Below are 13,286 nucleotides of genomic sequence, written 5' to 3' on the forward strand. Positions count from 1 at the left end.
AGCGCGACATTCACTGGAAATACAAAGAAAGCCTGCCTTATCACCCCAATGCGCTAACCCTGTTCGCGCGCGACGCGAACGGTGAATTGCTGCTGGAGGCGACGTTCTATTCCGTCGGCGGCGGCTTTTTTGTCGTCAGCGACGAGGAGGCTAAAAATCGCCTGCGACCGCAACGACTGCCACGGCTGTGCCGCTGCCGTTTTCCGACGGTGCCGAACTGCTTGAAGTCGCCGAGAGCAATGGCCTCACGATCGCCGAAGTGATGATGCGCAACGAATGCGCGATTCGGACTCGGGAGGAGGTGCTCGCCGGGCTCGATCGCATCGCCGAGGCCATGAATTCATGCATCGATCGCGGGTTGCGGCAGGAAGGCGTGTTGCCCGGCGGCTTGAACGTGAAACGTCGGGCCGCAAAGCTGCGAGCCGCGCTGGAAAAGCGTGAGCAGACGCAATCCGTCGATGCCCTCATCGCAATGGATTGGATCAACGCGTGGGCGCTCGCGGTCAACGAAGAGAACGCTGCGGGCGGCAAAGTGGTCACGGCGCCGACCAACGGGGCGGCCGGCGTCGTGCCGGCTGTACTGCGTTACTACGATCGTTACTGTAACGGTACGCGCGAAGGTCGCCATATCTTCCTGCTCACGGCCGCGGCGATTGGATCGCTCTACAAACTCAACGCCAGCATCTCGGCCGCGGAAGTGGGCTGTCAGGGCGAGATCGGCGTGGCCTGTTCGATCGCTGCCGCTGGTCTCAGCGCCACCCAAGGCGGCACGAACCAGCAGATCGAGAACGCTGCCGAGATCGGCATGGAGCACAACCTCGGTCTGACGTGCGATCCCATCGGTGGCCTCGTGCAGATTCCTTGTATCGAGCGCAACGCCACCGGCGCGGTGAAGGCGGTGGACGCCTCACGCCTCGCGCTCATGGGCGACGGGTCGCATCACGTCACGCTGGATAAGGTGATTGAGACCATGCGGCGGACCGGCGCAGATATGCAGGATTCCTACAAGGAGACCTCGCTCGGCGGACTCGCCGTCAACCTGCCCGAGTGCTGACCACTCCCGCACCAGCTCGCTTACACTGACCGGACCGCCAGGACCACGTCGGATCCAAGCTGAATGAGGGTCTGAGAACAGGCCCAGGAGTTGGTCATGATCAGAGTGGAAGGTTGGGTCGCTGCGCTGGCTGCGACTTTGTTTGTTAGTGCGGCCTCGGGCGCCGACGATTACTCCAAACCACAACAAGGCTCCGCGCCAGCGCGATACACATTCTCGTGGCCCCTGGAATCGGGCGCGCCCGCGCCGCGCGGCGGCACCACCAAGGGCGCGCCAGTCACGCTCGATCTCGAACCGTCCAAAGCTTGGAAAGATCTACGCGCCGATGGCATTTCGGTGCAAGAGCGCGACCGCCGCGCCATTCTTGCGATGGCAGGGACGTATCGCGTCACGTTCGACTTCCTCGAAGTCGTGCCGTTCAAGACGCCGGAAAAACCCAACGCGCCCTATCAATCGTGGGGCACGGAAAAAGTTTACGTCGACAGCGACGACGGCAAGAACATCAGCCTGGTGCACATTCTGGAAATGCGCATCGTGCAGAAGGACGGCTCGATCAGCGAGCCCATGGTCACCAAACATTGGCGCCAGGACTGGCAATACCAGCCGACGCACATCGTCGAGTATCGGGGCCGCGATCGTTGGCAGCGCCGCAAGCTCAACGCCGCCGAAGCCAAGGGCGCGTGGATGCAAACTGTTTATCAAGTCGACGAATCGCCGCGCTATGCCAGCGTCGGACGTTGGGAACATTCCGCGAGCTTTTCTACATGGCTGAGCGCCGAAACCTGGCGGCCGCTGCCGCGGCGCGAGTGGAGTGTGCGCGGTGACTACCAAGCGCTGGTCGGCACCAATCGTCACACCGTTGCGCCGACAGGATGGATTCAAGAAGAAAACAATTTGAAGACGGTGCTCACGTCTGCGCGCCAGATCGATCCAGCACAACCCTATCTCGCGCGCGAATATGGCGTCGCTCGTTACGAGCGGATTCGCGATGCCGACTTTGCGCAAGCCGATGTTTATTACGATCGAACCAAACAATTCTGGGACCAGGTGCGTGATGAGTGGTCGCAGATTTTCCTGAAGCAGGGCGAAGTCACCCTGAAGGGCCCGGTCGACAAGCTCGGCCTGTTCCATCCGCTGTTCGCCCAGGCCGACGAGATCGTGGAAAAGGGCAGTGCGGCCAGCCCGCAGAATCAGGCAGTCATACGTAAGGCATTGAAAGATATGGGTGCCTTGCCCTAGATCGTCGCGACGGCATAGGTACTAATCAGAACAAAATAAAAAAAGTCAAATTGACTCTTGCACTGTTAGTGAGAGTCATTATCATTTGCATCCATGCTGCAACCACAATCCAAAACCCCTCTCCGCCCAGCGGAGGTTCGATCGCCGGCGACCGAGCTTGCTCGTTTGCCGGCGATTCCTTTACTGCGTTCCGAAGAGCTCTTCGGCCAGGCGCGAGAGATTCTGATCGAGCACAGCGGCGGTTATTACCGGCTGCGTGTGACTCACAGCAACAAGCTCATTCTCACGAAGTGAGTCGTTGCTGAAACTGTTTTGATCGCGACGTCGCAAGACATCGCGATATCGCCAGCGAGCGCCGCATCCCCCCTCCGCGGCGCAAGCCAGCTACTTCACATCGCGCATCGCGCCGCCGGATTGGAAACATCGGCGTAGTCGAGGTAGTCGTGCCAACAAACGTTTGGTTGCTGATCTTTGCACTAGCCACCTGGATGCTGGCAGCCGCACTGGTTTATTCAGCATCGCCGCGGCAACGCTGGTTGCGCGTGCCGCTCCCCGCATTTCCCAGTCTGGTCAGCGCCGTGCTCGCCGTGATCGTCGGTTTGCGAGCCTGGGCCGAAGCGCTGCATTTCGTGTCCTGAGTCGACGGAGCCAAGTGATGAACGCAGTCGTATCCCACCGTTGTTTGACTCGTGTGATGACCGATGACGATCGAGGCGTGGAAGTGGCGCAGCTGCAGTCCGTGATGCATCGGATCCAAGGCTCGCTGCGTAATGTGCCAACGGCACAACGGGAATACATTGCCAATGCGCTGTTGAACCTGGCGGTCTCGCGCATGGTGAGAGAGGAGGGCAGCGCGCTCACCGCGAGCATTCTGCTGCGACTCGGCGATGTCGTCGCCAATAGCGATGCGCCACCGGCTCCGGAAAGAGCCGTCGACCTCAGTCACATCAACGGATAGGAAAATCACCCGGCCGCTGGTGCGGCCAGGTGACAGCAACTTTAGACGGAAACGATGACGCGGCCCGCGCGGGGCTGATTCTCGAATGCGCCCTGACGGCCGTAGACTTTCGGCTGACCGGAGCGGCCAGTGACGATGTCCAGCATGCCTTGCACGCGGCTCATGCGCGCAGTCACCAGCGCACCATTGCGATCGTTGGCCGCGCGGCAACGATCGGCTCGCTCGCCCAGCTCTTTCCAGCGCTGACGCAGTTGTTTGCCCGGATCACACCACGCCAGGATTCGATCCAGACCTTGCGGATCCGCCGACACATTCAGTGCCCGACACAACGCCTTGCGGTCATCTTCGATGCGCAACAACGTGCCAATGCAGTTTTGTCGCTCCTGACCGGCGCGCTCCAGCGCGTCCACGTCGTTGGCGACCAGAAATTCATGCTCGCGCTCGAGCAGCTGCTGCAGCTGGTCGAGCGTGCTCGATTCTTCGGCGATCAATTTGTCGAGCGTATCGCGACAGACAACCGGATCCACGAGGCCTTACTCCTTAGTTCTGGGCTGCTCCCAGTTCGCGGTCCATGCGGAGCAGCTTGTCGGCGATGCGCTCCGGCACCACCTGGTAACTACCGTCTTCGATTGCCTGGCGGATGCGCGCGACTTTCGCCTCGTTCACCACCGGCACACTGTTCACTGTCTGCTCCAGCGCCGCCAATTTGCGGGCCTGGTCAGTGATCTGCACGGGATTGGCCGGCTTGCTGGCCACTTCGGCCGAGCCCGCGGCTCCATCCTTCGTGCGTGACACCGACTTATCGGCGCCCACCTGCACAGGGGTGTTCTGATAGCCAGTGATTTTGGTAGTCACGTCCTTTCTCCGGTTGCGGCACCGACAACAACGTCGCACCGCTCGAGGGGTGTAACGGCCGCCATTCTGAGAACTTTAGCAACCTCATCGGTTACGGCCTCAGAGGTTGCGTAGGGGATCCTCGCAAGCCGAGAAAACCCCGCGTGACAATACGTCAAATCAACTGCTCTTCATTCACTCCCGCAGGGCGACACAACCGACGCAAAACTCGTTTCCGGGCGGAGTTTCTGGGACTTGCGGCACACTCGCGCAGCTTCTGACAAATGTGGCGTCGTTTAGCGACACAGGGAAAGCCTCAATGTCAGAAAACCGCCGCGCTTCGCGCCGGAATCTCACAACCCGACCCTGACAACTCCATCACTTTCCACTACACCTTCTACAACCTTGAGCGAGCTCACATTCTGAACCCGCACGCGCTCATCGACGGCGCCTTCGGTGAGCGCCTGGCCCTGAGCACGGATCTGCACGCTACCGTTAGCGGCAATCAACGTGACCTGTTGACCGCGACGAACCAGCACGTCCGGCTGAAGCATGTCGACGGTCAACGCCGTTCCAACTGGCAGCGAGCGCTTCAGGCGATGACCCTGCAGGGTGGCGACGTCATTGACGAAGATTGACGCCCGACCTGGCATCCGGCGGACCTGCGGCTCGACATCAGCAAGCTCGACACGCGAACGACGCGCGAGCGGCCGGCGCAACACCAGCACTGACACCTCGGCCTCGACGGTGACTGGTACATAAATAGTCCAAGGAGCCGCAGACGGGCAGCGCACGCCGATCGTCATGCGACCGGTATTCAAGCCCGTGCCTTGCGAGAACGCTTCGAGCGGCGACGCGCATTGATCCAGCCGCAGTCGCGGGTCAAGGTTGCCGGCCGTGATGAAATGCTTGGGTGATTTTTCCGGCAGGGAAGAGCGTACGAACTGTTCGGCCGCCGCCTGAATCGAATCCAGCGATTGCACGCCGGCATTCGCACTTGCTGCGAAGGCCAGGGCTGCAATGGCGCCCATCAGGGCACTTATATAAGAGCGAAAGCTGGTCACTACCGAAACCGCCGAGAGTCGTCTCATTGACGCTGCCTGAAATAAAGCAAGTGAAATGCCACAAACCGTGCGCGCCCCAGAACGCGCACGCTGCATCGTACGAACTGTGACGCAGCCAACACATCAGCCAGACGCCGAAACACGCACCGACTGATAAGAGGCGTCGGTGGCTTGGCGGTGGCTGTCGGGGGTCTCGGGAAACTCGCGAGCGTCTTTACTGCTGGTGGGCTGTGCGTCGATGGCTGCCGCACGATTTGGTCAGTGGCTGCGTCACGCTCAGTGTCGCTCGCCCTTAACGCGCTATCGCGCTGCGAGCTGCAACGCGCGTCGGCAGGGGTACTGCCAACGTGCAACGGTTTGCTCGAATGGCAGCGGCGGCCGAGTCACCGTGCTTGCGAACTTCCCGAGACCCCCGACAGCCACCGCCCCGAAATCACGGCTGCAACGTCGCCAGAGCGGCCGCGCTTTAGCGCGGCCGCAACTGCCGTTGCGACAAGGCGCGATCTCAACTTTTCAGCTGCGGGTCGGTGGCGGGAGCAGAGTCACGCGCAACGCCGCTGTGACCTTTCGGCGGCGACGGGAGCGACCTACCTCCGCCCGGCAGCTTTGCGGTACAGGGACGGGACCGCAACAGCAGGGCTCATCATGGACGTGCGGTGTAGGAGCGCTAGCGTTCCGGCCGTGCCCGGTGCCGGGCGGAGGTAGGTCGCTCCCGTCGACGCAGACCACCGAGCCCTCTTACTGCAACGTCGACGCGAACCAGCGACGCGAGTCACCGTCACCTCGAGTGACGTAAACCATCGCCGGCATCTGCCGCCCGGCAAATCCTTGCCGCCCCCGCATGTGACCCACGTCGCGACTTTTTTGTTTGCTATCGCTCGCGGCCCGCGACGGCACTAGGAAACAAGCGCTTCGCATCGAGGTGGCACGCGCCTTGCTAACTACTTTCGCAGACAGTTTTCTGGCGGATGCAGTGATGACGAGCGCAATCGACAAACATCTTGGAGTGCACGCGCAAGCGCTGACGCTGCGCTCGCAGCGTACTGAGCTGCTCGCGGCAAACCTTGCGAACGCCGACACGCCGGGCTTTCGCGCTCGTGACATTGATTTCAAGAGTGCATTGGCGCAGGCCAGTGGCAACGCCCAGCAGGGCGTGCGACTGCAGACCACGAACGCTGCTCACATCGGGCCCAAGATGGCTAACGGCTCGCCGGCGCCGGAACTGAAGTACCGCACGCCGCTCGCGCCCTCGCTCGATGGCAACACCGTCGATGCGCAATTGGAACAGGCTCAGTTCGCCGAAAACACCGTTCGCTATCAGGCGACGCTGCAGTTCCTGAACTCGAAGTTCCGCGGCCTCATGACCGCCATCACCGGCCAATAAGAGGTAACGACTCATGTCCTCTTTCAACATTTTCAACATTGCCGGCTCCGGCATGAGCGCGCAATCGGTGCGCCTCAACACCACCGCCAGCAACCTTGCCAACGCCGACAGCGTCAGCGGCGATCCGAATCAGGTCTACAAGGCCAAGCATCCGTTGTTCGAAGCCATCCGCAGCGGCCTCGGCAAAGACGCGTCGACCACCGGCGTTGCCGTCAAAGGCATCTTCGAGAACCCCGAAGCGCCGAGTGCCCGTTACGAGCCGGGCAATCCGCTCGCCGACGCCAATGGTTATGTGTACGCGCCCAACGTGAACACCGTCGAAGAGATGACCGACATGATTTCTGCGTCGCGCTCGTATCAGAACAACGTCGAAGTGATGAACACCGCCAAGGAAATGATGCTGGCGACGCTGCGGCTCGGCTCGTAATAGCTAGAAGTATTCGGAGTTGACATGACCATTGCTAGTGATCCGATCCAGAACTGGGCCGCACAGGCGCAGGCTGCCGCCGAGGCGAAGGCGAAGAAAGATCAAACTCTTGGCATCGACTCGTTCCTGACGTTGATGACTGCGCAGCTGCGCAATCAGGATCCGTTGAAGCCGCTGGAAGGCACCGAGTTCATTTCGCAGCTGGCGCAGTTCGGCACCGTGTCCGGCGTGCAGGGCATGCAGACCTCGTTGGAAACATTGGCCGCATCGCTGCGCTCCACGCAGACCTTGAACGGCACGACCATGATTGGCCGGGACATTCTCGCGTCGGCCGACCACTTCGATCACACCGAGGGCGGCACCGTCCGCGGTCAGATCGATGTGCCTGTGGGCACGACTTCCTTGCAGTTGCGCATCACCGACTCGGCCGGCGTCGTGGTTCGTGAGATTCAGCTCGAGACTGAGGACGGCACGCAGGACTTCACCTGGGACGGCATGCGCACCGATGGCACGCCGGCTGAATCGGGTACCTACGACATTGAGGCCGTGGCCACTGTGCGCGGCCAGACCGGGTCGCTCGAAGTGCTGATGGCGGGCCGCGTGTCCAGCGTCAGCCTCGATGCTTCCGGTACCAATCTCACTTTGAACACTCCCACGCTCGGCCAGGTCTCGATGGCCGCCGTGCGTCGCGTGCAGTAACGAATTTTCGATCTAACAGGTTTCTTCAGGAGTCACTGACATGTCTTTCGGTATCGCACTCAGCGGTCTCAATGCGGCTCAGCAGGACTTGAACGTCACCGCCAACAACATCGCCAACTCCTCGACGACGGGCTTCAAGCAGTCGCGCGCCGAGTTCGCCGATCTGTTCGCGGTCTCGCCGTACGGCGTCAACCGCAACGCGACCGGCAATGGTGTGAAGGTGGCCTCGGTGTCCCAGCAGTTCACCCAGGGCAACATCAACACCACCAACAACAGCATGGATCTGGCTTTGAGCGGCCAGGGCTTCTTCATTCTGAGCGACGGCGGTGCCACCGTTTACAGTCGCGCCGGCGCGTTCCGCCCGAACAACGACGGTTACGTCGTGAACAGCCAGGGTCAGCGCCTGCAGGTGTATCCGCCAGGAGCCACCGGCAATTTCAACACCAGCATGATGGCCGATCTGCGTCTGGTGACCAGCGAGAGCGCGCCGTCTCCAACGTCGCAGGTGGAGACCGTGTTCAATCTGCCGTCCTCCGCCACGGTGCCGACTACGACTCCGTTCGATCCGGCCAACGAGACGAGCTACAACATGGCGCGCTCGATGACTGTGTACGACTCGCTGGGCGCGGCGCACACGGTCAGCATGTACTACGCGAAGACGGCGACCAACGAGTGGGACATGCACATGACCATCGATGGCAACCCGGCTGGCACACAGCATCTCGTTTATGACCAGAACGGCAATCTGACGAACCCGGCCAACGGTCAGTTCGTGTTGCCGACGTACGATGCAGCGGCGGGTCTCGCGACGGGCGCCGCTCCGATCAATATCACGATGGACCTGAGCCGCACCACGCAGTACGGCGATACGTTCACCATGACCTCGATCACGCAGGACGGTTTCACCACCGGCCGCCTGATCGGCATCGACATCGATTCCACCGGTGTGGTGCAGGCTCGCTTCACCAACGGTCAGTCGACCCAGCTCGGTCAGGTCGCGATCGCGAACTTCCAGAATCCGCAGGGCTTGCAGCAGCTCGGCGATACCACTTGGGCGCAAACGTTTGCTTCCGGCCAGCCGTTGAACGGCCAGGCCGGCAACTCCGGCTTCGGTCTGATTCAGTCGGGCGCGCTGGAATCGTCGAACGTCGACATCACGGCGCAGCTGGTCAACATGATCACCGCGCAGCGCAATTTCCAGGCGAACTCGCAGATGATTTCGACGGCCGATCAGATCACCCAGACGATCATCAACATTCGCTAACTCACACCAGGTGAGATCGAGTAACCAATGGATCGTTTTCTTTACATCTCGATGTCGGGCGCCAAGGAGACCTTGCGCGCTCAGACCGCGAACAACCACAACCTCGCCAACGCGAGCACGACCGGTTTTCGCGCCGACATGAGTGCGTTTCAAACACGCTCCGTGGCCGGATCGGGCTATGCCTCGCGTGCTTACGCGACCAACTCGACGACGGGTTGGAATCCGGCGCAAGGCGCGTTGACCTCGACCGGTCGCGAGCTGGATGTGGGCATCAACGGTCCAGGCTGGATTGCCGTGCTCGGCAAGGACGGTCGCGAGGCTTACACGCGCGCTGGCGATCTGCGGGTCGATCCGAACGGCATGTTGCTGACGGGTGCCGGTCTGCAAGTGATGGGCGACGGTGGTCCGATCAGCGTGCCGCCGAACACGTCGGCGACTATCGGCTCGGACGGCACGATCTCCGTCATTCCTCTGGGCCAGGGCGCGGAGACGACCGCGATGATCGGTCGTATCAAGCTGGTGAATCCGCCGGATGCGGAAATGGTTCGTGGCGAGGACGGTTTGTTTCGTAGCTCCACCGGCGCCGAATTGCCGGCGGATGCGAGCGTGAAGCTGGTGACGGGCTCGCTCGAGACCAGCAACGTCAACACCGCCGATGCCATGGTCAACATGATCGAGCTGGCGCGTCGCTTCGATCTGCAAGTCAAAGCGATGCGCACCGCCGAAGAAAACGCTGCTACTTCGGCGCAGCTGCTACGCGGCGGCATGTGATCCACGGTTATCGATAACTTCAGGTACTCATCATGAATCCAGCCTTGTGGGCCGCCAAAACCGGACTCGACGCGCAGCAGACGCGCATGTCCGTCACTTCTCACAACCTCGCCAACGTCAACACGACCGGCTTCAAGAAGGGTCGCGCGGTGTTCGAGGACCTGCTGTATCAGAACGTGCGTCAGGTCGGCGGCTCGACCACGCAGGACACGCTGGCGCCCACCGGCTTGTCGCTGGGTACGGGTGTTCGTGTCGTGGCGACGGAGAAGCAGTACACGCAAGGAAACATGCAGACCACCGGCAACAGCCTGGATCTCGCCGTGAGCGGGCGCGGCTTTTTCCCGGTGCTGCTGCCGGACGGCACGATGGGCTACACGCGTGACGGCGACTTCGAAGTCAACGCGCAAGGCGAGCTCGTCACTTCCAGCGGCTATCGCGTGCAGCCGGGCATCACCATTCCCGATGGCGTGCAGAGCATTACCGTCGGCAAGGACGGCGTGGTCACCGCGAAGGTGGATGGCCAGGCCGCGCCGGTGCAAATCGGCACGCTGCAGCTGGTGGACTTCATCAATCCCGCGGGTCTGCAGCCCAAGGGTGAGAACATTCTGGTCGAGTCGGCTGCGAGCGGCACGCCGCAGATCGGCACGCCGGGCTTGAACGGCCTGGGCTTCATCGAGCAAGGCTCGCTGGAAGCGTCCAACGTCAACGTGGTGGAAGAGCTGGTGAACATGATTGAAACCCAGCGCGCCTATGAAATGAACTCCAAGGCGATCTCGACCACCGATCAGATGCTGTCGTATCTCACGAATCAGCTTTGAAGCAACTGAGTCATGATCAATCTCACCGTGCGTAACCTGCTCGTGATGCTGTCGGCCGCGTTCGTGCTCGGCGGTTGCGTGACGCCGCCGAAAGAGCCGGACTATTCCGCGACCTGGCCCGAGCCGGCGCCGACGCAGGCGCAGAGCAATGGTGCCATCTATCAGGTCGGCCACGATGTCGCGCTGTTCGAGAACCCGGTGGCGCGCCGCGTCGGCGACACGCTGACGATCAGGCTCCTCGAAAGTACCAATGCGACCAAGAGCTCCAGCACTTCGACCAGCAAGGCCACCAACGTCGACATGCCCGGTGTGACCATCGCCGGCCGGCCGGTCACTGCCAACGGCACGCCCATCCTCAACGCGCAGGTCGACAACAGCACCTCGTTCGACGGCGCCGGCGGCAGCAGTCAGAGCAACCGACTTGTGGGCGACATCACAGTCACGGTGGCGCAGCGGCTGCCGAACGGCAATCTTCTGATCAGGGGCCAGAAGTGGATCACAATCAATCAGGGCCGCGAGTACGTGCGCATTCAGGGCATCGTGCGTCCCATCGACATCGATCCTGATAACTCCATCTCATCTTTGAAGGTCGCGGACGCGCAGATCGGCTATGGCGGCAAAGGCGCGCTCAACGACGCGAACACGCCGGGCCTGTTGGCACGATTCTTCAATGTCCCTTGGTTGCCGTTCTGAAGACGGCGCCGAATACGAGTCGAAAGGGTGATGAAGCTCACAAATGTATTTGCCGCGTTGACGACGGTCGCGATGGTGATCGTGCCGGTCATGCTGGTCGCGCCGCAGGCGCGGGCCGAGCGCGTCAAAGATCTGGCGTCGGTCGCCGGCGTACGCGGCAACCAGCTGGTGGGCTACGGCCTGGTCGTCGGTCTCGACGGCACAGGCGATCAGACCAGCCAGGCGCCGTTCACCATTCAAAGCATTCGTAACATGCTGGCGAAGTTCGGCGTGACGATTCCGGCGAATGTGAATCCGCAGTTGAAGAACGTCGCGGCGGTGACGGTGCGCGCCGATCTGCCGGCGTTTTCCAAGCCCGGTCAGACGATCGATATCACGGTCGATTCCATCGGCAATGCAACCAGCCTGCGCGGCGGCAGCTTGATAATGACCCCGCTGCGCGGTATCGACGGCGAGGTGTACGCGATCGGCCAGGGCAGCCTGGTGGTCAGCGGCTTCGGTGCGCAGGGCAGGGACGGTTCGCGAATTTCGCTCAATGTGCCCAGCTCGGGCCGCGTGCCGAACGGAGCGACGGTAGAACGTGCCGTGGCGAATAACTTCGCCAGCGAGCCGTATGTCACCTTGAATCTCAATACCCCGGATTTCACGACAGCCGCCCGTCTGACCGACGGCATCAACAGGATGCTCGGTCCCGACACTGCTCGCGCCGTCGATGCCGTGTCTGTGCGCGTGCAGGCGCCGACGGATTCCAGCCAGCGGATCGCTTATCTCTCGACGCTCGAAGCGATCGAGATTCAGCCGGGCGAAGCGCCGGCGCGGGTGATTGTGAATTCCCGTACCGGCACGGTGGTGATCGGCTCGGCTGTGCGTGTAACGCCGGCGGCGGTTGCTCACGGTTCGCTGTCGGTGACGATCACCGAGCGTTTCGATGTGAGCCAGCCCAACGCGCTGTCCAACGGGGACACTGTCGTGACGCCGCGTTCCGACATCAAAGTCGATCAAGGCGCTGCGCGCATGTTCGTTTTCAATGCCGGCGTCAATCTCGATGAGATCGTGCGCGCCGTGAATCAGGTCGGCGCCGCGCCGGGCGACCTCGTTGCCATCCTCGAAGCGCTGAAAGAAGCGGGCGCGCTGCGCGCCGAGCTGATCGTCATCTAAAGGGCGCCATCATGACCGCGCCCATCAATACTTCCTTCGACTTCGCCGGCCTCGCGTCGCTGCGCAATGACGCGGCCAAGACGCAGGATACGACGGCGCTGAAAGAGGCTGCGAAGCAGTTCGAGAGCCTGTTCACCCAGATGATGCTGAAGAGCATGCGCGAGGCGAATCGCAGCTTCAGCGAGGGCTCGATGCTCTCCAGCTCGCAGGGCGATTTCTACCAGGACATGTTCGACGACCAGATCGCGATCGAGTTGTCGAAGGGCAGGGGTCTCGGCCTGGCAGACGTGCTCGTGCGTCAGCTGGCGCAGTCGGGCACGGCCGCGCCGCCGGCGCCCGCGCAGAACGTTTCTGCCGTCAACGATCATCAGCCGCTGGCGAGCTCCAAGGAAGATTTCGTGAAAAAGATGTGGCCGCATGCGCAGCGTGCCGGCCAAGCGCTCGGCGTCGATCCGAGTGCGCTCGTCGCTCAAGCCGCACTCGAAACCGGTTGGGGCCGCGCGGTGCCCAGCCACACGGGCGGATCGAGCTTCAATCTGTTTGGTATCAAGGCGGGCTCGGGCTGGGAAGGTGCGACCGCCAATGTGCCGACGCTGGAATTCGAACAGGGTGTCGCCGTGCGGAAGGTCGCGCGCTTTAGAGCCTACGTATCCCCGGCGGACAGCTTCAACGACTACGCCCGGCTGATCGGCAACAACCCTCGGTATGAAAACGTCCGAGGCGCGGGTGGTGATGTGGCCACCTTCGCCTCGGCGTTGCAGGAAGGTGGCTATGCCACCGATCCAAACTACGCGCAGAAGATCGTCGCAGTGGCCGACGAGGTTCGTGCGCTGACCAACAACCAAGCGTCCTCAGACGACTCGCTAAAGTTCGCCTCGCTGTCGCCGACAAACGGCGGTAGCGGCGGACTGCGTCGGTTCTGA

At 61.9% G+C, this 13,286-nt stretch carries 16 protein-coding genes and 1 pseudogene; 14 read left to right on the forward strand and 3 right to left on the reverse strand.

The features are described 5' to 3' along the window. The 5 genes and pseudogenes from D0550_RS24325 to D0550_RS24340 all read left to right on the forward strand — a co-directional run. Window positions 1–1,054, forward strand: a pseudogene (locus tag D0550_RS24325) (L-serine ammonia-lyase); the annotation flags it as partial. Window positions 1,055–1,150: 96 nt separating this feature from the next. Further along, on the forward strand, window positions 1,151–2,293 hold the full coding sequence (locus tag D0550_RS24330; RefSeq protein ID WP_153067326.1) for a DUF6607 family protein: 1,143 nt from the start codon (window positions 1,151–1,153) through the stop codon (window positions 2,291–2,293). A gap of 165 nt (window positions 2,294–2,458) precedes the next feature. After that, complete coding sequence (gene hemP / locus D0550_RS36085; protein ID WP_275129280.1) at window positions 2,459–2,587, forward strand: hemin uptake protein HemP; 129 nt, start codon at window positions 2,459–2,461, stop codon at window positions 2,585–2,587. 149 nt (window positions 2,588–2,736) lie between these two features. Continuing rightward, window positions 2,737–2,931, forward strand: a complete 195-nt coding sequence (locus D0550_RS34705; RefSeq protein WP_153067327.1) for a hypothetical protein — start codon at window positions 2,737–2,739, stop codon at window positions 2,929–2,931. 17 nt (window positions 2,932–2,948) lie between these two features. Next, window positions 2,949–3,251, forward strand: coding sequence for a hypothetical protein (locus tag D0550_RS24340; RefSeq protein WP_153067328.1), 303 nt, complete (start codon window positions 2,949–2,951; stop codon window positions 3,249–3,251). A 41-nt stretch (window positions 3,252–3,292) separates the two neighbouring features. Here the strand turns inward: D0550_RS24340 and D0550_RS24345 are convergent, their stop codons facing one another. The 3 genes from D0550_RS24345 to flgA form a co-directional block, all read right to left on the reverse strand. Further along, window positions 3,293–3,778 carry a flagella synthesis protein FlgN gene (locus D0550_RS24345; protein WP_116811801.1) on the reverse strand — a complete coding sequence of 162 codons (486 nt, stop codon included), beginning with the start codon at window positions 3,776–3,778 and terminating at the stop codon, window positions 3,293–3,295. A gap of 13 nt (window positions 3,779–3,791) precedes the next feature. Further along, window positions 3,792–4,106: a flagellar biosynthesis anti-sigma factor FlgM gene (gene flgM, locus D0550_RS24350; RefSeq protein WP_161966023.1), complete on the reverse strand. Its 315-nt coding sequence runs from the start codon at window positions 4,104–4,106 to the stop codon at window positions 3,792–3,794. A 332-nt stretch (window positions 4,107–4,438) separates the two neighbouring features. Beyond that, window positions 4,439–5,176 (reverse strand): flagellar basal body P-ring formation chaperone FlgA, encoded by a 738-nt coding sequence (gene flgA, locus D0550_RS24355; protein WP_161966024.1) that lies wholly within the window; start codon window positions 5,174–5,176, stop codon window positions 4,439–4,441. 949 nt (window positions 5,177–6,125) lie between these two features. Here flgA and flgB point away from each other — a divergent pair. The 9 genes from flgB (at window position 6,126) to D0550_RS24400 (ending at window position 13,286) form a co-directional block, all read left to right on the forward strand. Further along, window positions 6,126–6,533, forward strand: a complete 408-nt coding sequence (flgB, locus tag D0550_RS24360) for a flagellar basal body rod protein FlgB (RefSeq protein WP_116811804.1) — start codon at window positions 6,126–6,128, stop codon at window positions 6,531–6,533. Window positions 6,534–6,546: 13 nt separating this feature from the next. After that, the gene (gene flgC, locus D0550_RS24365; protein WP_116811805.1) at window positions 6,547–6,960 is read left to right on the forward strand and encodes a flagellar basal body rod protein FlgC; all 414 of its coding nucleotides are present in this window, start codon (window positions 6,547–6,549) and stop codon (window positions 6,958–6,960) included. Window positions 6,961–6,984: 24 nt separating this feature from the next. After that, entirely contained in the window at window positions 6,985–7,659 is a 675-nt protein-coding gene (locus tag D0550_RS24370) for a flagellar hook assembly protein FlgD (protein WP_116811806.1), read from the forward strand. 40 nt (window positions 7,660–7,699) lie between these two features. Then, window positions 7,700–8,923, forward strand: coding sequence for a flagellar hook protein FlgE (gene flgE / locus D0550_RS24375; RefSeq protein ID WP_116811807.1), 1,224 nt, complete (start codon window positions 7,700–7,702; stop codon window positions 8,921–8,923). A 27-nt stretch (window positions 8,924–8,950) separates the two neighbouring features. Then, the gene (gene flgF / locus D0550_RS24380; RefSeq protein WP_116811808.1) at window positions 8,951–9,694 is read left to right on the forward strand and encodes a flagellar basal-body rod protein FlgF; all 744 of its coding nucleotides are present in this window, start codon (window positions 8,951–8,953) and stop codon (window positions 9,692–9,694) included. Window positions 9,695–9,726: 32 nt separating this feature from the next. After that, complete coding sequence (gene flgG, locus D0550_RS24385) at window positions 9,727–10,512, forward strand: flagellar basal-body rod protein FlgG (RefSeq protein ID WP_116811809.1); 786 nt, start codon at window positions 9,727–9,729, stop codon at window positions 10,510–10,512. Between the two features lie 12 nt (window positions 10,513–10,524). After that, window positions 10,525–11,205, forward strand: coding sequence for a flagellar basal body L-ring protein FlgH (gene flgH / locus D0550_RS24390; protein WP_116811810.1), 681 nt, complete (start codon window positions 10,525–10,527; stop codon window positions 11,203–11,205). Window positions 11,206–11,277: 72 nt separating this feature from the next. Then, entirely contained in the window at window positions 11,278–12,363 is a 1,086-nt protein-coding gene (locus D0550_RS24395; RefSeq protein WP_174842513.1) for a flagellar basal body P-ring protein FlgI, read from the forward strand. Between the two features lie 11 nt (window positions 12,364–12,374). Continuing rightward, window positions 12,375–13,286, forward strand: a complete 912-nt coding sequence (locus tag D0550_RS24400; protein ID WP_116811812.1) for a glucosaminidase domain-containing protein — start codon at window positions 12,375–12,377, stop codon at window positions 13,284–13,286.

It is taken from the genome of Steroidobacter cummioxidans (assembly GCF_003104955.1).

Bases quoted from the DNA above. Each gene is read 5' to 3' on its own strand.
- D0550_RS24400 (WP_116811812.1), top strand. From the start codon at position 12,375: ATGACCGCGCCCATCAATACTTCCTTCGACTTCGCCGGCCTCGCGTCG.
- flgE (WP_116811807.1), top strand. From the start codon at position 7,700: ATGTCTTTCGGTATCGCACTCAGCGGTCTCAATGCGGCTCAGCAGGAC.
- D0550_RS24340 (WP_153067328.1), top strand. From the start codon at position 2,949: ATGAACGCAGTCGTATCCCACCGTTGTTTGACTCGTGTGATGACCGAT.
- D0550_RS24395 (WP_174842513.1), top strand. From the start codon at position 11,278: ATGGTGATCGTGCCGGTCATGCTGGTCGCGCCGCAGGCGCGGGCCGAG.
- flgB (WP_116811804.1), top strand. From the start codon at position 6,126: ATGACGAGCGCAATCGACAAACATCTTGGAGTGCACGCGCAAGCGCTG.
- D0550_RS24370 (WP_116811806.1), top strand. From the start codon at position 6,985: ATGACCATTGCTAGTGATCCGATCCAGAACTGGGCCGCACAGGCGCAG.
- flgF (WP_116811808.1), top strand. From the start codon at position 8,951: ATGGATCGTTTTCTTTACATCTCGATGTCGGGCGCCAAGGAGACCTTG.
- flgC (WP_116811805.1), top strand. From the start codon at position 6,547: ATGTCCTCTTTCAACATTTTCAACATTGCCGGCTCCGGCATGAGCGCG.
- flgA (WP_161966024.1), bottom strand. From the start codon at position 5,176: ATGAGACGACTCTCGGCGGTTTCGGTAGTGACCAGCTTTCGCTCTTAT.
- D0550_RS24330 (WP_153067326.1), top strand. From the start codon at position 1,151: ATGATCAGAGTGGAAGGTTGGGTCGCTGCGCTGGCTGCGACTTTGTTT.
- flgH (WP_116811810.1), top strand. From the start codon at position 10,525: ATGATCAATCTCACCGTGCGTAACCTGCTCGTGATGCTGTCGGCCGCG.
- flgG (WP_116811809.1), top strand. From the start codon at position 9,727: ATGAATCCAGCCTTGTGGGCCGCCAAAACCGGACTCGACGCGCAGCAG.